This is a genomic window from Streptomyces sp. NPDC054883, assembly GCF_053610645.1.
In genome coordinates, this window is record NZ_JBSGYT010000064.1 from 12,322 (window position 1) to 33,492 (window position 21,171).

Annotated in this window: 22 protein-coding genes and 1 pseudogene; 15 read left to right on the plus strand and 8 right to left on the minus strand. The window is 72.7% G+C overall.

Features of this window, described 5'->3' with window-relative positions; genetic code table 11:
* Positions 1 to 2: 2 nt before the first annotated feature.
* The 3 genes from ACWGH1_RS32135 to ACWGH1_RS32145 are packed head-to-tail and all read right to left on the minus strand — an operon-like array spanning position 3 to position 2,926.
* On the minus strand, positions 3 to 1,265 hold the full coding sequence (locus tag ACWGH1_RS32135; protein ID WP_453353512.1) for an AAA family ATPase: 1,263 nt from the start codon (positions 1,263 to 1,265) through the stop codon (positions 3 to 5).
* Positions 1,266 to 1,272: 7 nt separating this feature from the next.
* Positions 1,273 to 1,974: a Flp pilus assembly protein CpaB gene (gene cpaB, locus ACWGH1_RS32140; protein WP_453353511.1), complete on the minus strand. Its 702-nt coding sequence runs from the start codon at positions 1,972 to 1,974 to the stop codon at positions 1,273 to 1,275.
* Positions 1,975 to 2,014: 40 nt separating this feature from the next.
* The gene (locus tag ACWGH1_RS32145) at positions 2,015 to 2,926 is read right to left on the minus strand and encodes a hypothetical protein (RefSeq protein ID WP_453353510.1); all 912 of its coding nucleotides are present in this window, start codon (positions 2,924 to 2,926) and stop codon (positions 2,015 to 2,017) included.
* A gap of 360 nt (positions 2,927 to 3,286) precedes the next feature.
* On the opposite strand from ACWGH1_RS32145, the gene ACWGH1_RS32150 reads away from it, so the two are divergent.
* Positions 3,287 to 4,981, plus strand: coding sequence for a chitinase (locus ACWGH1_RS32150; RefSeq protein WP_453353509.1), 1,695 nt, complete (start codon positions 3,287 to 3,289; stop codon positions 4,979 to 4,981).
* Between the two features lie 131 nt (positions 4,982 to 5,112).
* A complete protein-coding gene (locus ACWGH1_RS32155) occupies positions 5,113 to 6,450 on the plus strand; it encodes a M14 family metallopeptidase (RefSeq protein ID WP_453353508.1) in 1,338 nt (445 codons plus the stop codon).
* Positions 6,451 to 6,518: 68 nt separating this feature from the next.
* Here the strand turns inward: ACWGH1_RS32155 and ACWGH1_RS32160 are convergent, their stop codons facing one another.
* Both ACWGH1_RS32160 and ACWGH1_RS32165 read right to left on the minus strand, forming a co-directional pair.
* Positions 6,519 to 6,929 carry a RidA family protein gene (locus ACWGH1_RS32160; protein ID WP_453409237.1) on the minus strand — a complete coding sequence of 137 codons (411 nt, stop codon included), beginning with the start codon at positions 6,927 to 6,929 and terminating at the stop codon, positions 6,519 to 6,521.
* Between the two features lie 14 nt (positions 6,930 to 6,943).
* The gene (locus ACWGH1_RS32165) at positions 6,944 to 7,708 is read right to left on the minus strand and encodes an IclR family transcriptional regulator (RefSeq protein WP_453355736.1); all 765 of its coding nucleotides are present in this window, start codon (positions 7,706 to 7,708) and stop codon (positions 6,944 to 6,946) included.
* Between the two features lie 138 nt (positions 7,709 to 7,846).
* Here ACWGH1_RS32165 and ACWGH1_RS32170 point away from each other — a divergent pair, with 138 nt between their 5' ends.
* The 10 genes from ACWGH1_RS32170 to ACWGH1_RS32215 all read left to right on the plus strand — a co-directional run bounded on the left by ACWGH1_RS32170 (position 7,847) and on the right by ACWGH1_RS32215 (position 16,286).
* On the plus strand, positions 7,847 to 9,127 hold the full coding sequence (locus tag ACWGH1_RS32170; RefSeq protein ID WP_453355735.1) for an amino acid deaminase: 1,281 nt from the start codon (positions 7,847 to 7,849) through the stop codon (positions 9,125 to 9,127).
* Positions 9,128 to 9,133: 6 nt separating this feature from the next.
* The gene (locus tag ACWGH1_RS32175) at positions 9,134 to 10,693 is read left to right on the plus strand and encodes an N-acyl-D-amino-acid deacylase family protein (RefSeq protein WP_453355734.1); all 1,560 of its coding nucleotides are present in this window, start codon (positions 9,134 to 9,136) and stop codon (positions 10,691 to 10,693) included.
* Positions 10,694 to 10,749: 56 nt separating this feature from the next.
* Positions 10,750 to 11,760 carry a YdcF family protein gene (locus tag ACWGH1_RS32180; RefSeq protein ID WP_453355733.1) on the plus strand — a complete coding sequence of 337 codons (1,011 nt, stop codon included), beginning with the start codon at positions 10,750 to 10,752 and terminating at the stop codon, positions 11,758 to 11,760.
* A 92-nt stretch (positions 11,761 to 11,852) separates the two neighbouring features.
* Complete coding sequence (locus ACWGH1_RS32185; RefSeq protein WP_190183185.1) at positions 11,853 to 12,047, plus strand: hypothetical protein; 195 nt, start codon at positions 11,853 to 11,855, stop codon at positions 12,045 to 12,047.
* A gap of 137 nt (positions 12,048 to 12,184) precedes the next feature.
* Entirely contained in the window at positions 12,185 to 12,643 is a 459-nt protein-coding gene (locus tag ACWGH1_RS32190) for a nitroreductase/quinone reductase family protein (RefSeq protein ID WP_453355593.1), read from the plus strand.
* 73 nt (positions 12,644 to 12,716) lie between these two features.
* Positions 12,717 to 13,091, plus strand: a complete 375-nt coding sequence (locus ACWGH1_RS32195; protein WP_453355592.1) for a DUF6083 domain-containing protein — start codon at positions 12,717 to 12,719, stop codon at positions 13,089 to 13,091.
* Positions 13,092 to 13,185: 94 nt separating this feature from the next.
* Positions 13,186 to 13,803: a TetR/AcrR family transcriptional regulator gene (locus ACWGH1_RS32200; protein WP_453355591.1), complete on the plus strand. Its 618-nt coding sequence runs from the start codon at positions 13,186 to 13,188 to the stop codon at positions 13,801 to 13,803.
* Positions 13,800 to 14,330, plus strand: coding sequence for a dihydrofolate reductase family protein (locus tag ACWGH1_RS32205; protein ID WP_453355590.1), 531 nt, complete (start codon positions 13,800 to 13,802; stop codon positions 14,328 to 14,330). Before ACWGH1_RS32200 ends, ACWGH1_RS32205 begins: the two co-directional genes overlap by 4 nt.
* A 211-nt stretch (positions 14,331 to 14,541) precedes the next feature.
* Entirely contained in the window at positions 14,542 to 15,753 is a 1,212-nt protein-coding gene (locus ACWGH1_RS32210; RefSeq protein ID WP_453355589.1) for a pyridoxal phosphate-dependent aminotransferase, read from the plus strand.
* 125 nt (positions 15,754 to 15,878) lie between these two features.
* The gene (locus tag ACWGH1_RS32215; RefSeq protein ID WP_453355588.1) at positions 15,879 to 16,286 is read left to right on the plus strand and encodes an SCO4983 family protein; all 408 of its coding nucleotides are present in this window, start codon (positions 15,879 to 15,881) and stop codon (positions 16,284 to 16,286) included.
* 48 nt (positions 16,287 to 16,334) lie between these two features.
* Here ACWGH1_RS32215 and ACWGH1_RS32220 read toward each other — a convergent pair whose 3' ends face one another.
* The gene (locus ACWGH1_RS32220; protein WP_453355587.1) at positions 16,335 to 16,760 is read right to left on the minus strand and encodes a hypothetical protein; all 426 of its coding nucleotides are present in this window, start codon (positions 16,758 to 16,760) and stop codon (positions 16,335 to 16,337) included.
* A 143-nt stretch (positions 16,761 to 16,903) separates the two neighbouring features.
* Here ACWGH1_RS32220 and ACWGH1_RS32225 point away from each other — a divergent pair.
* Together ACWGH1_RS32225 and ACWGH1_RS32230 are read left to right on the plus strand one after the other, a co-directional pair.
* Positions 16,904 to 17,083 (plus strand): annotated as a pseudogene (locus ACWGH1_RS32225) (hypothetical protein); the annotation flags it as partial.
* A gap of 326 nt (positions 17,084 to 17,409) precedes the next feature.
* On the plus strand, positions 17,410 to 17,940 hold the full coding sequence (locus ACWGH1_RS32230) for a hypothetical protein (protein WP_453409238.1): 531 nt from the start codon (positions 17,410 to 17,412) through the stop codon (positions 17,938 to 17,940).
* 19 nt (positions 17,941 to 17,959) lie between these two features.
* Here the strand turns inward: ACWGH1_RS32230 and ACWGH1_RS32235 are convergent, their stop codons facing one another.
* The gene (locus ACWGH1_RS32235; protein WP_453409239.1) at positions 17,960 to 19,798 is read right to left on the minus strand and encodes a phosphoenolpyruvate carboxykinase (GTP); all 1,839 of its coding nucleotides are present in this window, start codon (positions 19,796 to 19,798) and stop codon (positions 17,960 to 17,962) included.
* Positions 19,799 to 20,018: 220 nt separating this feature from the next.
* Between ACWGH1_RS32235 and trhA the strand changes: the two genes are divergently transcribed.
* Complete coding sequence (gene trhA / locus ACWGH1_RS32240; protein ID WP_453355546.1) at positions 20,019 to 20,702, plus strand: PAQR family membrane homeostasis protein TrhA; 684 nt, start codon at positions 20,019 to 20,021, stop codon at positions 20,700 to 20,702.
* On the opposite strand, the gene ACWGH1_RS32245 is transcribed toward trhA, so the two are convergent.
* On the minus strand, positions 20,601 to 21,149 hold the full coding sequence (locus ACWGH1_RS32245) for a GtrA family protein (RefSeq protein WP_453355547.1): 549 nt from the start codon (positions 21,147 to 21,149) through the stop codon (positions 20,601 to 20,603). The genes trhA and ACWGH1_RS32245 overlap by 102 nt on opposite strands.
* Positions 21,150 to 21,171 lie beyond the last annotated feature (22 nt).

Below are 21,171 nucleotides of genomic sequence, written 5' to 3' on the forward strand. Positions count from 1 at the left end.
CCTCACCCCTCCCGGCCCCGGCGCAGCCGGGCCAGCGGCCCGGCCGCGGCCCGTACGGCCAGTTCGGCGGAGGCGGGCTCGGCGGCGGTGGCGGGGGCCGTCAGCAGCCCGAGCTCCCCGGCCAGCTTCCACAGGGCCTGCTTGACCGTCGAGCGGTTGTCGAGGTCCTGCACCCGGCCCGCGTCCACCACCGCCTGGAGTTCCTTGAAGGCGGCCGGGACGGTGGTGCGGGCGACCCGGGTCCGGGTGATCTTCTCGATCAGGGCGGGCTGGATCTCGGTGTGCCTGCTCCAGCGGTTGACGACCATCACGGTGTCCTCGGCCTTGCGGACCTGGAGCCGCTCCCACATCCGGACCAGGCGCTTGGCGGCCCGCACCGCGACCACGTCGGGGGTGGTGACCAGGACCGCCGCCTCGGCCAGTTCCACGGCGGCCGCGTTGGCCCCGGTGACCTGGGTCCCGCAGTCGATGACGACCAGCTCGTAGCGGGCCCGCAGGGCGGCGATGACCAGCCGGACGGCCCGTTCGTCGACCTCCTCGCCCCGCTCGCCGTCGCCCGGGGCCAGCAGCAGCGCCAGCCCGGTGCGGTCGTCGTACACGGCGTCCTGGAGCACCCGGGGGGAGATGTCCTGGATCCCGGCGAGGTCGGCGATGGAGCGGCGGAACTGGACGTCGAGGTACGAGCCCACGTCCCCGGCCTGGAGGTCCAGGTCCACCAGTGCCGTCCGGCGCCCCGCGGCGGCCGCGGCCAGGGCGAACTGCACCGCCGTGAAGGTGGTCCCGACGCCGCCCTTGGCCCCGGCGACGGTCACCACCCGGCCGCCGGGCCCCGTCGGCGTCTCCGGGCCCCGGCCCAGGTGGCGGCGTACGCCCGCGGACCACTGGGCGGCGGCCTGGACGCGGGCGGCGAGTTCCTCGTAGGAGAGCGGGAGTCCGATCAGGCCGCGCGCACCGGAGTCCATGGCGGCGGAGAACAGCGCGGGGCCGGCGTCGGACGACAGCAGGACCACACCCACCGCCGGGAAGCGGAGGGCGACCTCGCGGACGAGCTCCAGGGCGGGCAGCGGGCCGATCCGCTCGTGCACGAGGACGACCTCGGGCAGTTCGTCGATGGACTCGGCGGCGAGCCGCCCCAGGGTTTCGAGCAGGGCGTTCGAGTCGGGGACGGGCCCGGCCGGTTCCGCGGCCGGGAGCCGGTCCAGCAGGGTGGCGATGAGGCGGGCGGCGTCCGGGTCGCCGGCCGCGGGGAGGATTCGGGTGGTCATCCGGGCCTCACTTGTCCCCGTCGAGGGTGTACGTGCGGTCGCCCGGGCCGGGGGCCGATTCGGTGCCGGGGGCCACCAGGGCCAGCCGTACGTGCTCCGCGAACGACTCGGCGTACGCGACGCGCTGGGTGTCCTTGGTGTTCAGGGCGAAGGTGATCGGGACCGCCTCGGCGGGCCCCTTCTTGTCGCTGTCCTTGTCGAGGGGGGTGAGCTTGCCGACGTTCAGGACGCGGGCGTTGGCGACGATGATCACCGAGCGGGACGGATCGGTGTCCTTGGCGCCCTTGAAGGTGGCGATGATGTTGACCTTGGCGCCGGAGGTGATCTTGCCGGCCACGCCGGTCGCGGCGTCGATCATGATCGCGATCTCCTGCTCGCCCGGCTGGAGCTGGGGCTTGTCGACGAACATGTCCTCCTGGAGGAGGGAGCCCTTCTTGAGCGTGGTGAGGGCGATCTTGCCCTTCAGTGCGCCGAGGTCGGTCACGGCGGTCTCGGACAGCCACCGCTTCGGGACCTTGACCTCCTCGAACTGGCCCGTCCCCAGGGGCGTGTAAGGGGCGATGTCCCCCTTCACGCGGTACGCGACGACCTCGGACCCGACCTTGGAGTTGACGTCACCGATCACCACGAGGACCCCGGCGAACGCCGCGAGCGCGCACAGGACCGACAGGAGCAGCAAGATGACGCCGCGGCGCTGGCGTGAGTTCATGGGCCGTACTACCTCGCCGTTCTTCGTTCGTTCGGGCCGGTCAGGGTCGGGGTCCGGGCGGTGCGGCACGCTGCCCGCCGGCGGGCGGCGGCGCCGGTGGCGGCGCGGTCAGCGGCGCCGAGCAGAAGCCGCAGCGGTCGCCGATGAGTTCCATGCCGCACCAGCGGCACTCCTCGCGGCGGACCGAGGCGACGAGCTGGCAGAGCACGGACGGGTCCGGGATGGCCGCGGCGAACTCGACGAGTTTGGGGGTGGCCCACCACGCGGCCGAGTCGGCGGGCAGCGGGTTCTCCATGACGCCCCCGACCTGCCAGGCCGGCGCCAGTTCCGCCGCCACCCAGTCGGAGGCGAGCTGGCCGCGGGCGAAGGTGAGGTGCGTGGCGAAGCCGGGACCGGGCGGCAGGACGGCGGCGCCGCCCGCGTGCGCGCCGGAGGAGGCCGCGGGCGCCAGCCTGGCCAGGTGGGGCGTCGGGTGGGCGAGTACGGCGAACTGGGCGCCCGGTGACCAGGAGCGGGCGTGCGCCTTGAGCCCGACCGGCACCCGGTCCAGTTTGGCGACGCTGCCCAGCAGGGCGCCCGCGTAGACGTAGTGGGACAGCAGCCGGGCGGCCGAGGCGATGACCCCGGGGCTGAACTCGCAGACGCTGAGCTGGCGCAGCTGACGCACCAGCAGGGCGGTACCGAGTGGAGGCAGGTCGGCTTCGACGAGCGCTATCCGGTCGGTTTCCAGGATGGCGCGTACGGTGTGCAGCCGCCGGACCGCAACGGCCGGCAGCCAGGCCGGTACGACGACCACGAGGTGGCCGTGCGCCTCCAGCAGGGCGGTGGTCTCGGCGAGCGCGCCGTCGAGGTCGAGCCGGCCGGGCGGGTGCAGGACGGCGGCGCCCGGGGTGTGCCGGTCGGGGGCCGGCAGCACCAGATCGGCGCTGGTGACAGCAATGGCGGTCGGCACGCGAATCCCCCTGTTCACCCCGTACACCGCGGTCTTCGCTCGCCCGTCACGCGGCCTTCACCTCCGCGTACGGACAGCCCGACCGCACACGAGCAGCGCACTTCCCCCCTGCCTCAGCACCATATCCGCGTCATCCGCGGTGGGGCAGGGCCTTGCCGATTCCCGTGCCGCGAGCACATGTCACAGGTGGCCGGAAACCGGGACAACAGGGACCGGCCTTCCTGGTGAACTGCATTGATTTCAGGCCACTTTGCCCAGACCCTTGACACCGGGATTGGTCTGGACCAACTTGGCCCCGGGGGTCCCCCACATCCCCCCGTCACCCCGTTCGCATCCCCTTCTCCCCCCACCGGAGCCTTCGTGAACCGCATACGCTCCCTCGCCCTGCCCCTGGCCGTCACGCTCGCCGCCGGCGCCCTGACCGCCGTCACCGCCGGTACGGCACAGGCCGCCGACGTCAACGTCGCCCGGAACGGAGGCTTCGAGTCCGGCCTGGCCAACTGGTCCTGCACGGGCGGCAGCGGCGCCGCCGTCTCCTCCCCCGTCTTCTCCGGCTCCGGCGCCCTCAGGGCCACCCCGGCCGGGCAGGACAACGCCCAGTGCGCCCAGACCGTCACGGTCAAGCCGAATTCCACGTACACGCTCAGCACGCAGGTGCAGGGCTCGTACGTCTACCTCGGCGCGACCGGCACCGGCACCCAGGACGTCTCCACCTGGACCCCCGGCTCGGGCGGCGGCTGGCAGAAGCTCTCCACCACCTTCTCCACCGGGCCGAACACCACCCAGGTCACCGTCTGGACGCACGGCTGGTACGGCCAGCCGGCCTACGTCGTGGACGAGTTCAGCGTCTTCGGCCCGGACGGGGGCGGCGGCACCGACCCCGGCCCGGGCGTCCCCGGCGCGCCCGCGGGGGCCGCAGTTTCCGGTCAGGGCAACAACGCCCTCACCCTTTCGTGGAACGCGGTCAGCGGGGCGAGCGGCTATTACGTGTACCAGGACGGCGTCCGCGTCCGCACGGTCTCCGCCCCGCCCGTCCAGCTCACCGGGCTCGCGGCCGGCACCTCGTACGCACTCCAGGTGAGCGCGTACAACGCGGCCGGCGAGGGCCCGAGGTCCGCGTCGGTGACCGGCACCACCACCGGCGGCGGCAACCCGAACCCGAACCCGTCGGTGCCCAAGCACGCCCTGACGGGCTACTGGCAGAACTTCAACAACGGCGCGACCGTCCAGAAGATCTCGGACGTCTCCGCGCAGTACGACATCATCGCCGTCTCCTTCGCCGACGCCACGACCACGCCCGGCGCCATCTCCTTCACCCTGGACTCGGTCGGCCTGGGCGGGTACACGACAGCTCAGTTCAAGGCGGACATCGCCGCGAAGAAGGCGGCCGGGAAGTCGGTCGTCCTCTCCATCGGCGGCGAGAAGGGCACCATCTCGGTCAACGACTCCGCCTCCGCCGCCAACCTGGCGAACTCGGCGTACGCGCTGATGCAGGAGTACGGGTTCAGCGGGATCGACATCGACCTGGAGAACGGCCTCAACCCGACCTACATGACGCAGGCGCTGCGCTCTCTGGCCACCAAGGCCGGGCCCTCGTTCGTCCTGACCATGGCGCCGCAGACGATCGACATGCAGTCGACGGCCGGCGGCTATTTCAAGACGGCGTTGAACGTCAAGGACATCCTGACCGTCGTCAACATGCAGTACTACAACAGCGGCTCGATGAACGGGTGCGACGGCAAGGTCTACTCCCAGGGGACGGTGGACTTCCTGACGGCCCTCGCCTGCATCCAGCTGGAGGGCGGGCTCGACCCCTCACAGGTGGGCCTCGGCGTCCCGGCCTCGCCCAGCGGCGCGGGCAGCGGCTACGTCTCTCCGGCCGTCGTGAACAACGCCCTGGACTGCCTGGCGCGCGGCATGAACTGCGGTTCCTTCAAGCCGTCGAAGACCTACCCGGGGCTGCGCGGCGCGATGACCTGGTCGACCAACTGGGACGCCAAGGCGGGTAGCGCTTGGTCCGACACGGTGGGTCCGAAGGTGCACGCGCTTCCGTAGGCGGTACGTGTGGGGGTGACCGAGCGGCCCGACCGCTTCTGGCCGGTTTCGGTTTCTTGACCCGGACATGCCATGAGAGCACGCTGTGCGCGTCCGCACGGCTACCCCCACACTCCCACCCAGGAGAACGCATGCGGCTCCACAACCGTCGGAGGGCCGCCGTCACGGCGGCCCTGCTGGCCCTGGCCCTCGGCGCACCCGCCTACGGGATGAGCGCGACGGCCGCCCCGCCACCCACCCCCTCGACCGCCACCCAGGACGAGTCCGTCGCCCAGTACGAGGTGAAGGGCCCGGCCACGCCCGCCGAACGCACCGCCCTGCTGCGCACCGGCGTGTCGATCGACGAGGTCGACGCCCGCTCCGTCGTCGTCAGCGCCGACCCCGCCCAGGCCAGGAGCGTTCGCGCGCTCGGCTACCAGGTCACCCCGCTGCCCGGGCCGCCACAACGCTCGCTGGGCAGCGTGGCCACGGGAGTGAGCGACTTCCCGTCCGCCGACTCGAAGTACCACAACTACGCCGAGGCGACGACCGAGATCGACCAGCGCATCGCCCAGTACCCCTCGATCATGAGCAAGCAGGTCATCGGGAAGTCGTACCAGGGCCGGGACATCATCGCGGTCAAGATCAGCGACAACGTCGGGACCGACGAGGCCGAGCCCGAGGTGCTCTTCACGCACCACCAGCACGCCCGTGAGCACCTGACCGTGGAAATGGCCCTGTACCTGCTCAAGGAGCTCGGTTCCAAGTACGGCTCCGACGCCCGCGTCACCAACCTGGTCAACAGCCGGGAGATCTGGATCGTCCCGGACCTCAACCCCGACGGCGGCGAGTACGACATCGCCTCCGGCTCCTACCGCTCGTGGCGCAAGAACCGGCAGCCCAACTCCGGCTCGTCCTACGTCGGCACGGACCTGAACCGGAACTGGGACTACAAGTGGGGCTGCTGCGGCGGCTCCAGCGGCAGCAAGAGCTCCGAGACCTACCGCGGCTCCGCCGGCGAGTCGGCGCCCGAGGTGAAGGTCGTCGCGGACTTCGTCCGCAGCCGCGTGGTGGGCGGCAAGCAGCAGATCAAGGCCGCCATCGACTTCCACACGTACAGCGAACTGGTCATGTGGCCGTTCGGGTGGACGTACAACGACACGGCCCCCGGCATGACCGCCGACGACCTCGCCGCCTACAAGAAGATCGGCACCGGCATGGCGGCCAGCAACGGCTACACGGCGGAGCAGTCGAGCGACCTGTACATCACGGACGGGACGATCGACGACTGGCTGTGGGGCAACCAGAAGATCTTCGCCTACACCTTCGAGATGTACCCGAGCGACACCGGCGGCGGGGGCGGCTTCTACCCGCCCGACGAGGTGATCGACCGCGAGACGGCGCGCAACCGGGAAGCCGTCCTCCAGCTGCTGGAGAACGCGGACTGCATGTACCGGTCGATCGGCAAGGCCGCGCAGTACTGCGTCTGAGCCACGGCCGGGCCGGACGGGCGGGGGCGCTCCACCGCCAGGGGGGCGCCCCCGAACCCGGGCGCCCCCTATCCGAGGACGGCCAGCGCGTCGATCTCGACGAGCAGGCCGGCGGGCAGGCCCACGTAGACCGTGGTGCGGGCGGCCGGGGCCTCCTTGACGCCCTGCTCCTCGAAGTACGCGTCGTAGATCTCGTTCATCTCGGCGAAGTGGCCGGTGTCGGTCAGGTACACGCGGATCATCACCGCGTCGTCCCAGGTCGCGCCGCCCGCTTCCAGTACGGCGCGGACGTTCTCCAGCGTCCGCAGCGTCTGCTCTCGCAGCGACGGCCCGGCCAGGGCGGCCGGCTGCCCCTCCACGTACGGCAGGTAGCCGACCTGGCCGGCGACCTGGAGGACGTTCCCCTTGCGCACGCCGTGCGAGAACCTCGCGGGCGGGGCGTTGTGGGTCGCGGGAGTGATGGCGGTCTTCTCGGTCATGGGGCGCCTTCCTGTCAGGAGTCGTCTCGGGGTTCGTCGCCGGAAGCGGAGTACTCCCGGCCGATGGTCTCGGCGGTACGGCGGACCAGCGGCAGCAGTCCGAGCAGCTCGTCGGCGCCGGCCGCGCGGTCCGGCGCGGAGAGGGACAGCGCGGCGACGGCCCGCCCGTCCGGCCCCCGCACGGGCGCGCCGACGCAGTTCAGGGACTCCTCGTGGCCGCCCAGGTCCGCGGCCCAGCCCTGTTCCCGTACGAGGGCCAGCTCGCGCAGGAAGGCCGCCGCGCCGGGCGTGGAGCGGGCGGTGTGGCGGGGGTAGTCGAGCCGCGCCGCGAGCGCTTCCCGCTCGCCCTCCGGGAGGTCGGCCAGCAGCACCTTCGCGACGGCGGCCACGGTGAGCGGGACGGGCGCGCCGATCCGGGAGTGCATCCGGACCGGGTGGCGGCTGTCGACCTTGTCGACGTACACCACCTCGCCGTCCTGGTGGACGGCCAGGTGCACGGTGTGGCCGGTGAGCCGGTTCAGCTCCGCCAGGTGCGGGCGGGCGACCTCGCGGACGTCGAGGTGCTCGACGGCTTCGGCGGCGAGGGCGAACAGCGCCGCCCCGAGCCGGTAGCGGCCGTCCGGCTGCCGGTAGACGAGGCCGTGCGCGCGCAGGGTGCGCAGCAGGCGCAGGGCGGTGCTCTTGTGCACGCCGAGCGCGTCCGCCACCGCGCCGAGCCCCGCCGGGCCCTTTGCCAGGGCGGGCAGGATGCGCAGCGCCCGCTCCACCGACTGGCTCACGCCCCGTCCCTTCGCGCGCCGTCGCGACGGGGTTCGGGGAACCGGCCCCCGTTGACCCGTCGTCTTCGGGGATGTTAGACAGCAACGGGCACCATCTGCAACGAACGTTGCGCACAGCGCAACGCGAGAGGATTCCGCATGGGCAGCGACGCAGTCCGACGGCTCGCCGACGAACCGGTGGACCACCGCTTCAAGGGCCTCCCGCCGGATGCGGAACGCTCCCGGCTGACCGTCGGTCAGCTCGCCGCCGAGCGCCGCGACCTGTTCACGGGCGGCTTCACCACCCCGGTCCTCACCCTCGACGCGGACGCGCTCGCCCACAACCTGGCCGCCCTGGAGACGTACGCCCGGCGCCACGGGCTGTCCTTCGCCCCGCACGGCAAGACCTGCATGGCCCCCCAGTTGTTCCGGCGCCAGCTGGAGCACGGCGCCTGGGGCATCACCGCCGCCGTGCCGCACCAGGCCCGCGTCTACCGCGCGTTCGGCATCCAGCGGATCTTTCTCGCCAACGAGCTCGTCGACCCCGCCGCCCTGCACTGGGTGGCCGCCGAACTCGCCGCCGACCCCGCGTTCCGCTTCGTCTGCTACGTCGACTCCGTGCGCGGCGTCCGGCTCATGGACCGCGCCCTGGCGGGCCGGGGCGCGACCGTCGACGTCGTCGTGGAACTCGGCGCCGGGGAAGGGGCCCGTACGGGCGCCCGTACCGAGGACGACTGCCGGGCCGTTGCCGACGCCGTCGCGCAGAGCGACACCCTGCGCCTGGTCGGCGTCGCCGGGTACGAGGCCGAGGTGCCCGGCGCGGACCCGGACTCCGTGCACGCGTACCTGCACCGGCTCACCGGCCTCGCCGTCGAGTTCGACAAGGCGGGCCGGTTCTCCCCGGACGTGGCGGAGATCGTCGTGAGCGCGGGCGGCTCGTCCTGGTTCGACGCCGTCGCCGACGTCTTCGCGGAGCTGCCGGAGCTGTCGCGGCCGACGCTGCGGCTGCTGCGCTCGGGCGCGTACGTCTCGCACGACCACGGCTGGTACACCCGCCTGACCCCGTTCAACCGCCTTCCCGAAGAGGGCGCGCTGCGCCCCGCGTTCCGGCTCTGGACGCAGGTCGTCTCCCGCCCCTCCCCCACCCAGGCGTTCGTCAACGCCGGCAAGCGCGACATCGCGTACGACCTCGGGCTGCCCGAGGCGGAGCTGGTGCGCGACCCGCTCGACGGCGCGGAGCGGCCCGCCACCGGCATCAGGGTGGTCAAGCTGTCCGACCAGCACGCCTGGCTGGAGACAGACTCGGCCGACGGCCTCCAGGTGGGCGACTGGGTGGCGCTGGGCATGTCCCACCCCTGCACCATCTTCGAGAAGTGGCCGCTGATCCCGGTGGTGGAGGCGGCCGGCACGGTCGGCGACTACGTCCGCACCTTCTTCTAGCCGCCGGTGGACCTGGTGGTCCGGGGCGCCCGGGTCGTGGACGGCACGGGCGGCCCCTCTTACACCGCGGACGTGGCCGTCCACGAGGGCCGGATCGAGGCGATCGGCCGGATCCGGACGGGCGGCCGGCACACCCTGGACGCGCACGGCCTGGTACTGGCCCCCGGCTTCGTGGACATGCACGCCCACAGCGACCTGGCCCTGCTGCGCGATCCCGACCACAGCGCGAAGGCGGCCCAGGGCGTGACCCTGGAGGTCCTCGGCCAGGACGGCCTCTCCTACGCGCCCGCCGACGACCGCACCCTCGCCGGGGTCCGGGCCGCGATCGCGGGCTGGAACGGCCCCGGGGACGACGCCGACGTCGGCTGGCGCACCGTCGGCGGGTACCTGGACCGGCTCGACTCCGCCGGCATCGCGGTCAACGCCGCCTACCTCGTCCCGCAGGGCACCGTCCGCGCGTACGCGGTGGGCTGGGACGACCGCCCGGCCACCGCCGCCGAGCTCGACCGGATGCGCACGCTCGTCGCGGACGGCCTGGCCGAGGGGGCCGTCGGCATGTCCTCCGGGCTCACCTACACCCCCGGCATGTACGCGGGGGACGCCGAACTGACCGCGCTGTGCCGGGTGGTGGCGCGGTACGGCGGCTACTACTGTCCGCACCACCGCTCGTACGGGCGCGGCGCCCTGGCCGCCTACGCCGAGATGATCGCCCTGGCCCGCGCGGCGGGCTGCGCCCTGCACCTCGCGCACGCGACCATGAACTTCGCCGAGAACCGGGGCCGGGCGGGGGAACTCCTCGCCCTCCTCGACCGGGCGCTGGCCGAGGGCGCCGACCTCACCCTGGACAGCTACCCGTACACCCCCGGCTGCACCACCCTCGCCGCCCTGCTGCCGAGCTGGGCGGGCGCGGGCGGCCCCGAGGCCGTGCTCGACCGGCTGCGCGACGACCGCGCGGCCGAGCGGATCCGGTACGCGCTGGAGGCCGAAGGCTCCGACGGCTGCCACGGGGTGCCGGTGGACTGGTCGACGATCGAGGTGTCCGGCGTCGGGGACCCCGCCTTCGGCGGCTACGTCGGCACCCGCCTGCGCGGCTGGGACGAGGCGCGGCGGCTGCTGCTCGGGGACCGGCTCCGGCCCGCGGTCATCCAGCACGTGGGTCACGAGGAGAACGTCCGGGCGATCATGCGACACCCCGCGCACACCGGCGGCTCCGACGGCATCCTCCAGGGCGCGAAGCCCCACCCGAGGGCGTACGGGACGTTCCCGCACTACCTCGGCCGGTACGTGCGCGAGCTGGGCGTCCTGTCCCTGGAGGAGTGCGTGGCGCACCTCGCCGGCCGCCCGGCGGCCCGGCTGCGGCTGCCCGACCGGGGACTGGTCCGCCCCGGCTACCGAGCCGACCTGGTGCTCTTCGACGCGGACACGGTGGCCGCCGGGTCGACGTACGAGAACCCCCGGGCGCTGCCGACCGGCATCCCGCACGTCCTGATCGACGGCCGCTTCGTGATGCGCGACGGCCGCAGGACGGACGTCCTGGCCGGGCGGGCGGTCCGCAGGACCCCCTGAGCGCTGTCCACGGGCGGCCCGCGGCCGGTTCACGGGCGGCGCCTACGATGACCGCCGTGATCGCTTTTGCCCCGGCCGCAGCGCTGTTCGTCTTCTTCTGCCTGAGCGTGCGGGAGGACCGCCGGCGCTTCCGGAACGCCGTCCTGCTGGGGCTCACGTTCATCAGCCTGGCGCTGGGGCTGCTGTCGCGGATCGCGCAGCTGCCGCGGGGACTCGCGGTGGCCCTGGTGGCCGCCGTGTTCCTCCTCCCGGCGGTGGGGGTGGTGGCGCTCGCCTGCTTCCTGGTCGCCAACGGGGTGACGATGGTGCGCAAGGAGGGCCGCAGCCTCGGCAACCTGCTGTCCATGCTGGCCGGGCTCGCGATCTTCGGGGTGCTCGCGCTGGCCCTCGTCACCGTGCTGAGCGGCTCCGGGAAGCTCGCCGGGATGACCGCGATGGTGGTCGTGATCGCGGCGTACGTCTCGTTCCTCTTCCTCTGCTTCCTCGCCTACGCCTACCTCTACGGGCGGATCAAGGTGCGCGGCGACGTGGACTACGTGGTCATGCTGGGCTCCGGCCTGGTCGGCGGCGACCGGGTGCCGCCGCTGCTGGCCTCCCGGCTGCGCAAGGGCAGGCAGATCTACGAGGCCCAGCGCGCCCGGGGCGGCGTGGCGCCGGTGCTGCTGCCGTCGGGCGGGAAGGGCTCGGACGAGAAGGTCGCCGAGGCGCGGGCCATGGCGGACTGGCTGATCGCGGACGGGGTTCCCGCCGGGCACGTCCGGCTGGAGGACCGGTCGCGCACGACGGAGGAGAACCTGGCCCTCAGCGCGGCGATCATGTCCGCGGCCACTCCGGGCTACCGGTGCGTGGTCGTGACCAACAACTTCCACGCCTTCCGGGCGGCCATGATGGCCCGCAAGGCAGGGGTCGACGGGCAGGTGCTGGGATCGCCGACGGCCGCGTACTTCTGGCCGAGCGCGACGATCCGCGAGTTCGCGGCGGTGTTCATGGAGCAGAAGACGGTCAACCTGGCCGTCTGCGGGTCCCTGTTCGCGCTGGGTGTGGTGCTGACGCTGGTGGTGCACTGAGGACGGCGCGGGAACCGCCGCGGCCGACGTGCGTTCATGGCGCGGGCGCCGGAGGATGATGGGAAACGGGGACACCCCCGAGGAGGTACGCGATGGAACGTGAATCGGACCAGCAGCCCCAGCACGCGGACCGCCCGTCCAAGCTGTGGACCGGCGGCGAGCGGCCCTACGACCCCGAGGACCTCGTCATGGCGACGGGCGCCGACCCGACTCCGGAGCGGGTCGAGAAGGCCCGGAAGATGATCGAGCGGGAGGGTCCTTCGGTCATCGAACGCTACCTGCCGTAGGTACGGGGCAGGTCCCGCCCGCCGCCCCCGGTCCGTGCCCGCCGGCCGGACCGGGGGCGGCGGGCGTCCCGGGCGCGCAACCACTTGGCGCCGGGCGTCGTTAGGACGCGGGGGGCCCGAAGCCGGAGGACGCCGTGATGCAGACCGTCACCATCGACTGGGACCACCCCACCGACCCGGGACCGGGCCGTGCCCTGGACCACGTACGGGCCTACGTGGGCTCGGGGGGCCTGGACGGGCACCTCTGGCACGGAGTCCCGACCCTCCTGCTGACCACGGTCGACCGGGCCCGGGACCGCACCGTGCGCACCCCGCTGATCTACGTCCGCGACGGCGGCCGGCACCTCGTCGTGGCCGCCGGCCGGACCCCGGGCGCCCCGGCCCCGCAGTGGTACGCGCACCTGACCGCCCACCCCGAGGTCCGGCTCCAGGTCGGCGCCCTCTCCTTCCAGGCGCTGGCCCGCACGGCGGACGCGCTGGAGCGGGAGACCTACTGGGAGGCGCTGACCGCGCTCTGGCCCGCCTACGAGGACCACCAGGCGGCCGCGCCCGGCGGGGTGCCGCTCGTGATCCTGGACCGGTTCGGTCACCCGTAGGGGTGGCAGGTCCCCCGTACGGCGGTCGCGCGTGCCCGTGCCGTGTTACCAACGGCGCGGAGGTGGGACCCCGTTGCGTGATGATCCCGGCACGCCGATCGCGGTGGGCGAGGTACTGGCCGGCGCCCTGGCCGCGATCGGCGGGCCCGACGGCGGCGCGGGCCGTCCCGCCACGTGCCGCGACTGCGGCGATGCCGCCCTGTGGCACCGCACGGTGCACGGCCGGTGGATCCTGATGCAGCCCGGGAGCGTGCCGTACCACCTCGTCCCCGCGGCCGGCCGCTACCGGATCGGCTCCGACGGCACGGCCGTGCACCTCGGCGCGGCCGCGCCCACGGACGACTGCCGGGTCACCCACTTCGACATCTGCCCGGCCCGCCCCGCCCCCCGCCACCCGTACCTGCTCCACCTCTGGCAGCACGCGGCGGCCCGCTGCGGCCGCTCGTAGCGGCGGCTCCGCCCCGGGGCGCTCCCGCCGGGCCGGCGCGCGTGCTTTAATGAATGCACAGTCATTTATTAATGAGCGAACCGGAGGCGAGGGCATGGCCGGACGGCCCCGGGGCGTAGACGACGCCACGATCCTGCGGGCGGCCGTGGGGGTGATGGGCCGCACGGGACCGGCCGGGCTCACCCTGGCCGCCGTGGCGCGGGAGGTCGGACTGGTGCCCGGCACGCTCGTGCAGCGGTTCGGGTCCAAGCGCGGGCTGCTGCTCGCACTGGCCCGGCACGGCGCGGCGGACTTCGCGGAACTGCGGGAGCGGGTCTGCCGGGAGCACGGCTCGGCGCTCGACGCGCTGGCCGGGCTGATCACCGCCGCCTGGGGCCCGCTGGCCACCCCGGACGCGTACGCGAACCACTTGGCGTTCCTGTGCGGCGACCTCGCCGACCCGGAGTTCCGGCAACTGGCGCTCGATGCCCAGCGGGCCCAGGGCGACGCCTGCCACGCCCTGCTCCGCCGCGCGGCGCAAGCGGGCGAACTCCGCCGCGGCACCGACGTCACCGCGCTCACCGAGGCGGTACGGGCGGCCGTCACCGGAGCCGGGCTGCTCTGGGCCGTCGACCGCGAGGGCGGCCTCGCCGGACGCCAGCGCGCCGCCCTCACCGCGGCCCTCGCCCCGTACCGCACCGCCGGCCCCACCGACCGAAGGGACCCCGCATGACCACGGACCGCAGCTTCCGCACCGCCGTGACGATCGGCATCAGCCTCGACGGGTTCATCGCCCGCCCCGACGGTGACATCGAGTGGCTGACGACCCGCGGCGAGGCCGCCGGGGACACGGGCTACGAGGAGTTCATGGCCGGTGTCGACACCCTCGCCATGGGCCGCAACACCTACGAGAAGGTGCTCACCTTCGGCTTCTGGCCCTACGAGGGAAAGCGCGTGACCGTCCTCAGTACCACGTTGACCGCCGACGACCCGCGCGTGACGGTGTACCGCTCGCTGGGGGAGCTGCTGACGGGCCTGACGGAGCAGGGCGCGAAGAGCGTCTACGTGGACGGCGGCCGGATGGTCCGAACGTTCCTGCGCGAGGGCCTGCTGGACGAACTCACCCTCACCACCGCCCCGGTGCTCCTCGGCTCGGGCCTGCCGCTGTTCGGGGCGCTGGACGAGGACGTGGAACTCACCCTGCGCGAGTTCCGGGCCTTGGGGGCGGGGTTCACGCAGGCCCGGTACACCGTGGGGTGACGAGCCGCCGCGAGGGTGACGAGCGCAACACCGGGGCGGACGGCAGGGAGCCGAAGAAAGTCGTTCCGCAGGGCGGAGCGCGGGCTGGGCCACGGATTCCAAGGAGGGTGTCGACCCTGGCCTCCACATCTCCCGAAACGGGACAAATGGACCCGCGGGAAGGTACGGGAATGAAGCGGCGCGACCGCCGCCGGGACCGTAAGCTCCCGTCATGCAGGTGATCCAGTCAACGAAACTCGCCAATGTCTGCTACGAGATCCGCGGACCCGTCCTCGAAGAGGCGATGCGGCTCGAAGCGGCAGGTCATCGCATCCTCAAGCTGAACACCGGCAACCCCGCGGCCTTCGGCTTCGAGTGCCCGCCGGAGATCCTCGAGGACATGCTCCGCAACCTGGGCACCGCCCATGGATACGGGGACGCGAAGGGGCTGCTCTCCGCGCGGCGCGCGGTGATGCAGCACTACCAGACCAAGGGCATCGAGCTGGACGTCGAGGACGTCTACCTCGGCAACGGCGTCTCCGAGCTGATCCAGATGTCCATGCAGGCGCTGCTGGACGACGGGGACGAGGTACTGGTCCCCGCGCCGGACTACCCGCTGTGGACGGCCTCGGTCAGCCTGGCCGGCGGCACCGCCGTGCACTACCGGTGCGACGAGCAGTCCGACTGGATGCCGGACCTGGCCGACATCGAGCGCAAGATCACCGACCGCACCCGCGCGCTCGTGATCATCAACCCGAACAACCCGACCGGCGCCGTCTACGACGACGAGATGCTGCGCGGCCTGACCGACATCGCGCGCCGCCACAACCTGGTCGTCTGCTCGGACGAGATCTACGACCGGATCCTGTATGACGGGACCACCCACACGAACACCGCCGCGATCGCGCCGGACGTGCTGACCCTCACCTTCAACGGGCTCTCCAAGAACTACCGCGTCGCCGGGTACCGGGCCGGCTGGATGGCGGTCTGCGGCCCCAAGAAGCACGCCTCCTCGTACATCGAGGGACTCACGATCCTGGCGAACATGCGGCTGTGCGCCAACATGCCGTCGCAGCACGCCGTCGCCACCGCGCTCGGGGGCCGCCAGTCGATCAACGACCTCGTCCTGCCCGGCGGGCGGCTGCGCGAGCAGCGCGACACGGCGTACGACCTGCTGACGCAGATCCCCGGCATCAGCTGCGTGAAGCCCAAGGGCGCCCTGTACCTGTTCCCGAAACTGGACCCGGCGGTCTACAAGATCAAGGACGACCGGCAGATGGTCCTCGACCTGCTGCGGGCCGAGAAGATCATGGTGGTGCACGGTACGGGCTTCAACTGGCCGGAGCCCGACCACTTCCGGATCGTCACGCTGCCGAACACCAAGGACCTGGCGGACGCGGTCACCCGGATCGGGAACTTCCTGGACGGCTACGGCCAGCTCTAGGCCTGCTGCCGGTTCGCCGGGGACTCGCCGGAGACTCGCCGGAGACTTGAGTCTCGCCGGATCGAGCACAACTTTAGAACGGATCCAATGTAGGATGGTCTCCTGACCCCGCAGGAGGCCTCCTCATGTACGAGCCGATCCGCGCCAAGTCGGTCGTCCACCGCATGCCCGGCGGCCGCACCGACTACCCGCACCGCAGCCGTGGCGAAGCCCTGGACATCCAGCTCGCCGGACACCTCGCGGCGCTCCTCGCCGTCACCGACGAGCTCGGGCTCGGCGATGCCGCCGCCCGCATCGCCGACCAGGTCACCCGGCTGCGCGGGGCCCGCCCCGTGCGGGCGGTCCACGAGCCGTCGGCGCACGACCGGTCGAAGGACCTGGCCGAGCTGCACCGCCGGGCGCACGACCTCGCCGGCCGGGCGCTGCTCGTCGCCGCGTCCCGGGCCGACACCACCGTCGCGATCCTCGCCGCCGAGCGCATGGACGCCCACGCCGCCGCCCTGGAGTCCCAGGACCGGGCCGGCGCCCTCTGACGGCCCCGGTCCGGGGCCGCGGAGGCTCCGGACCGGGCGCCACACACCTCAGGGTGACGGCGTGAACTGCGCCGCCGCCACCCCGCACCACGGGACCCGGGCGGCCGGCCACACCGGCCCGACCGCCTCACCGCGTTCCGTCGCCCCCGGGGCCACGCCCGGGATCCGTACCAGCGCCTGGGCCGCCCGGGCGCCCGGCGCCGGGTCCGCGCTCTCGCGGAACTCGACCGTGACGACGTAGGCCCCGCCGCCCGTGGTGCGTCCCGTCACCTCGACCGTCGCCACCACCCGCCGGCTCGCCGGTTCGACCCGGCACCCGGTGACGCGTACGTCCAGCGCCGCCGGCCGCCCCGGTACGGCCGCGCCGGCCCCGTCACCGCTGGCCCACACGTACAGCCCCAGCGGGGCGAACACCAGGAGCCCGGCCACCACCACCAGGCCGACCAGCCAGCCCTGCCACTTCAACGCGCTCACGCCCATGGCCCGATCCTTCCCGGCGCCCGCCCGGCCCACCAGCACCCGCGGTGTCACACAGCATTTCGAAGTGGGACCGCCCGGCCACCCGGGGTTCACCCGACCCGTCGCGGAATGTGGGTTTGGGCGAGCAGCCTGCATCCGTGAGACGCATCCTCGGAATCGCTCCGGCGGTCCTCCTGATCGGCGGCGTTGCCGCCGTCGTCGTCGCGGGACTCGGACCGGACACCACGGCAACGAAGACCGCGCGCGGCGTCCTCGGCTCGGAGAAGTCCGGCTTCTTCCGTGACCCGGACGTCGTCAAGGCCCCGGCGGACAAGGGCGAGTAGGGGGACCCGTATGACACCGACACCGCCCGAGGACGGCGCGGGGGGCGCCGCGCTCGCCCTGACCGCACCCGAACCCGTCGCCCCCGTCCGGCGCGGGTCCCGGGTGGCGGGCTCGCTCGTGGAACTGCGGCGCACCGTGGAGGACCTGGACGCCAAGGGAGTGCGCGGGCTCCTCGCCAAGCTGCCCGGCGGCAACCGGCTGCGCGACCACCTGGCCACGTACGCCCCCGGTGATCCGGGTCGGGCGCCGGACGCCATCCACAAGGACGTGAACGGGCTCGACCCGGAGCGCGGCGGGCTGCGCGTGCGGGCTGGCCGGCGTGGGCCTGGCCCTGACCGGGTCGGCGGGGGGCTCCGGACCGCTGGTGGACCTGGCCCTGTACGGCGCGGGGGCGCTGCTCGCCCCGCCGCGACGCGTGCCGCTGCCCGCCTTCCCGCCGCCGGCGCGGGAACTGGCGGCCGTGCGGGCGGACTTCGCCCGGCTCCGCGAGTACGTGGCGGAGGTGGAGCTGACACCGAAGGCCGGGGGGAGACCGAGTGAGCTGCTGGAGCTGTACGAGGCGCTACTGGATCCTGGATGGGTGGCGGAGGTACTGGCCGCGGAGCCGGAGGCGGTGCGCGCGCCGTCCCGGGCGATCCGGCTGGACGTCCCCGAGTGCGTGGACGGCTACCACCGCGCCCGGTGGTGGAACCGGCTCGCCCCGGGCGGCGAGTCGCCGGAGCGCCACCTGGAGCGGCAGCTGTCCGCCCTGCTCGACGAGGCGGAACGCGTGACGGCGGGCCTCCGGGAAACGGAGGCCCGCCGTCAGCAGACGCACACGAGCTACCTGGAGGACCGGGGCCGGTCCTGACCGGGCGGGGAGGGCGGGATCAGCCCAGGCGCTCGACGAGCGCGTGGTACTGGTCCCACAGCTCCTTCGGCGTGTGGTCGCCGTAGGTGTTCAGGTGCTCGGGGACCAGGGCGGCCTCGTCGCGCCAGACCTCCTTGTCGACCGTCAGCAGGAACTCCAGGTCCTCGGCCGGCAGGTCGAGGCCCTCGGTGTCGAGGGAGTCCGCGGTCGGCAGGATGCCGATGGGGGTCTCGACGCCCTCGGCCTTGCCGTCGAGCCGCTCGACGACCCACTTGAGGACGCGGCTGTTCTCACCGAAGCCGGGCCACACGAACTTGCCCGCGTCGTTCTTGCGGAACCAGTTCACGTAGTAGATCTTCGGCAGCTTGGACTGGTCCTTGTCCTTGGCGACGTCGATCCAGTGGCCCATGTAGTCGCCCATGTTGTACCCGCAGAACGGCAGCATGGCGAAGGGGTCGCGGCGCAGCTCGCCGACCTTGCCCTCGGCGGCGGCGGTCTTCTCGGAGGCGATGTTCGAGCCGATGAAGACGCCGTGGTTCCAGTCGAAGGACTCGGTCACCAGCGGGACGGCGGAGGCGCGGCGGCCGCCGAAGAGGATCGCGGAGACCGGGACGCCCTTGGGGTCCTCCCACTCGGGGGCGATCGTCGGGCACTGCGAGGCCGGAACGGCGAAGCGGGCGTTGGGGTGGGCCGCCGGGGTCCCGCTCTCCGGGGTCCAGTCGTTGCCCTTCCAGTCGATGAGGTGCGCGGGCGCCTCTTCGGTCATGCCCTCCCACCAGACGTCGGAGCCGTCGGGGGTGAGCGCGACGTTGGTGAAGACGGTGTTCGCGTACATCGTCTTCATGGCGTTGGCGTTGGTGTGCTCGCCGGTGCCGGGCGCGACGCCGAAGAAGCCGGCCTCGGGGTTGATCGCGTACAGGCGACCGTCCTCGCCGAACCGCATCCAGGCGATGTCGTCGCCGATCGTCTCGACCGTCCAGCCGGGGATCGTGGGCTCCAGCATGGCCAGGTTGGTCTTGCCGCAGGCGGACGGGAACGCGGCGGCGATGTACTTGGGGCCCTCGGCCTCACCCTGCGGCGGGGTGAGCTTGAGGATCAGCATGTGCTCGGCGAGCCAGCCCTCGTCGCGGGCCATGACGGAGGCGATGCGCAGCGCGTAGCACTTCTTGCCGAGCAGGGCGTTGCCGCCGTAGCCGGAGCCGAAGGACCAGATCTCGCGAGTCTCCGGGAAGTGCGAGATGTACTTGGTGGTGTTGCACGGCCACGGGACGTCGGCCTCGCCCTCGGCGAGCGGAGCACCGAGGGTGTGGACCGCCTTGACGAAGAAGCCGTCGGTGCCGAGTTCGTCGAGGACGGCCTTGCCCATGCGGGTCATGGTGCGCATGGCGACCGCGACGTAGGCGGAGTCGGTGATCTCGACGCCGGTAGCGGAGAGCTCGGAGCCGAGGGGGCCCATGCAGAAGGGCACGACGTACATCGTGCGGCCCTTCATGGAACCGCGGAAGATGCCCTTCTCCCCCGCGAACAGCTCCTTCATCTCGGAAGGGGCCTTCCAGTGGTTGGTCGGGCCCGCGTCCTCCTCCTTCTCGGAGCAGATGAAGGTTCGGTCCTCGACGCGCGCGACGTCGGAGGGGTCGGAGGCGGCGTAGTACGAGTTCGGGCGCTTGGCCGGGTCGAGCTTCTTGAACGTGCCCTTCGAGACGAGCTCCTCGCACAGGCGCTCGTACTCGGCCTCGGAACCGTCGCACCAGACGACCCGGTCCGGCTCGGTGAGGGCCGCGATCTCATCGACCCAGGAAATGAGCTCCGTGTGGTTCGTCGGGACGGAAGTGGTGGGAGCCGCGTTGTCGCGCGCCACGATTGCTCCTTGTTGAGGGGTTTGTTTGGTGTATGCCCCGTGGGGGCTGCGACCCGGACGCTTCGCGCTCCGCTCATCCGGTGCCGACCGCACTCATCTGATCATCCGGTGCGTATGCGCATATGTCCAGAGGGCTTCTCACGTGAGCATCGCCACTCGCGTCAATCTTCCGTAAAGCGCATCAACGGAAACCTACGGACCCGTAGGTAGCATGTGCGGCATGACTTCTGACGCCGCCGCCGTGGCCGAAACGGTCCCCGAGGGCCCCGCAGAGCTCAAACCGCTCATGCGCGGCTGGCTGCACACCGGAATGTTCCCCGCCGTAGTGGTCGCCGGCCTGGCGCTGATGGCCTTCACCGGCTCCACCAGGGCGCGAGTCGCCTGCGGCGTCTACGTGCTGACGGCCTGCCTGCTCTTCGGCGTGAGTGCCGTCTACCACCGCGGCACCTGGGGGCCGCGGGGGGAGGCCGTGCTGCGAAGACTCGATCACGCCAACATTTTCCTGATCATCGCAGGCACCTATACCCCGTTGACGGTGCTGCTCCTCCCCGACTCCACCGGACGGACGCTCCTGTGGGCGGTGTGGATCGCCGCCGCGGCCGGGATCGCCTTCCGCGTCTTCTGGGTCGGCGCACCGCGCTGGCTGTACACGCCCTGCTACATAGCGATGGGTTGGGCGGCCGTCTTCTTCCTGCCCGACTTCCTGCGGACCGGCGGCATCGCGGTCCTGGTCCTCGTGATCGCCGGGGGCCTGCTCTACAGCGCCGGGGGCGTCATCTACGGGATGAAGCGCCCCAACCCCTCACCCCGCTTCTTCGGGTTCCACGAGGTCTTCCACTCGCTGACCCTCGCGGCGTTCGTCGCCCACTACGTCGGCATCTCCCTCGCCGCGTACCGGCACTGAGCCGGGCCGGGCCACGGCCGGCCCGCGGGGCAGGTACACGAGGGTCTCGGTCGCCACGAAGCGCAGGACGAAGGCGGAGCCGAGCGCCAGGGCGGTGGCGGGCAGCACCGCCAGCCCCAGCCGGGTGACGAACAGCGCGACCAGCGGGATCCGCAGCAGCAGGTCGGCGTTGGCGAGGAGGACGAAGCGGCCGAGCCGGTCCGCCCAGTGGCGGTGCCGGCGCCGGTCGCGGAAGATCAGCAGCTCGACGAGGACGAAGTTCCACACCACCCCCGCCTGGTTGGCGAGCACCACGGCCGCGAGGTAGTCCGCCCCGGCCCGGGTGAGCAGCCACAGCGCGGCGAGGTTGGGCGCGAAACCGGAGAGCCCGATCAGCCCGAAGCCGGTCATCCGGACGAGCGGGCCCGCGGTGCGCAGCGCGGCCGGCCGCGCGCGCAGCCGCGGCACCGCGCGGGCGGTCGGCCGGCCG

Excerpts from the sequence above, each read along its gene's own strand:
- cpaB (WP_453353511.1), bottom strand. The coding sequence starts at position 1,974 with ATGAACTCACGCCAGCGCCGCGGCGTCATCTTGCTGCTCCTGTCGGTC.
- ACWGH1_RS32155 (WP_453353508.1), top strand. The coding sequence starts at position 5,113 with ATGCGGCTCCACAACCGTCGGAGGGCCGCCGTCACGGCGGCCCTGCTG.
- trhA (WP_453355546.1), top strand. The coding sequence starts at position 20,019 with ATGACTTCTGACGCCGCCGCCGTGGCCGAAACGGTCCCCGAGGGCCCC.
- ACWGH1_RS32215 (WP_453355588.1), top strand. The coding sequence starts at position 15,879 with ATGTACGAGCCGATCCGCGCCAAGTCGGTCGTCCACCGCATGCCCGGC.
- ACWGH1_RS32170 (WP_453355735.1), top strand. The coding sequence starts at position 7,847 with ATGGGCAGCGACGCAGTCCGACGGCTCGCCGACGAACCGGTGGACCAC.
- ACWGH1_RS32210 (WP_453355589.1), top strand. The coding sequence starts at position 14,542 with ATGCAGGTGATCCAGTCAACGAAACTCGCCAATGTCTGCTACGAGATC.
- ACWGH1_RS32205 (WP_453355590.1), top strand. The coding sequence starts at position 13,800 with ATGACCACGGACCGCAGCTTCCGCACCGCCGTGACGATCGGCATCAGC.
- ACWGH1_RS32185 (WP_190183185.1), top strand. The coding sequence starts at position 11,853 with ATGGAACGTGAATCGGACCAGCAGCCCCAGCACGCGGACCGCCCGTCC.
- ACWGH1_RS32135 (WP_453353512.1), bottom strand. The coding sequence starts at position 1,265 with ATGACCACCCGAATCCTCCCCGCGGCCGGCGACCCGGACGCCGCCCGC.
- ACWGH1_RS32190 (WP_453355593.1), top strand. The coding sequence starts at position 12,185 with ATGCAGACCGTCACCATCGACTGGGACCACCCCACCGACCCGGGACCG.
- ACWGH1_RS32160 (WP_453409237.1), bottom strand. The coding sequence starts at position 6,929 with ATGACCGAGAAGACCGCCATCACTCCCGCGACCCACAACGCCCCGCCC.
- ACWGH1_RS32200 (WP_453355591.1), top strand. The coding sequence starts at position 13,186 with ATGGCCGGACGGCCCCGGGGCGTAGACGACGCCACGATCCTGCGGGCG.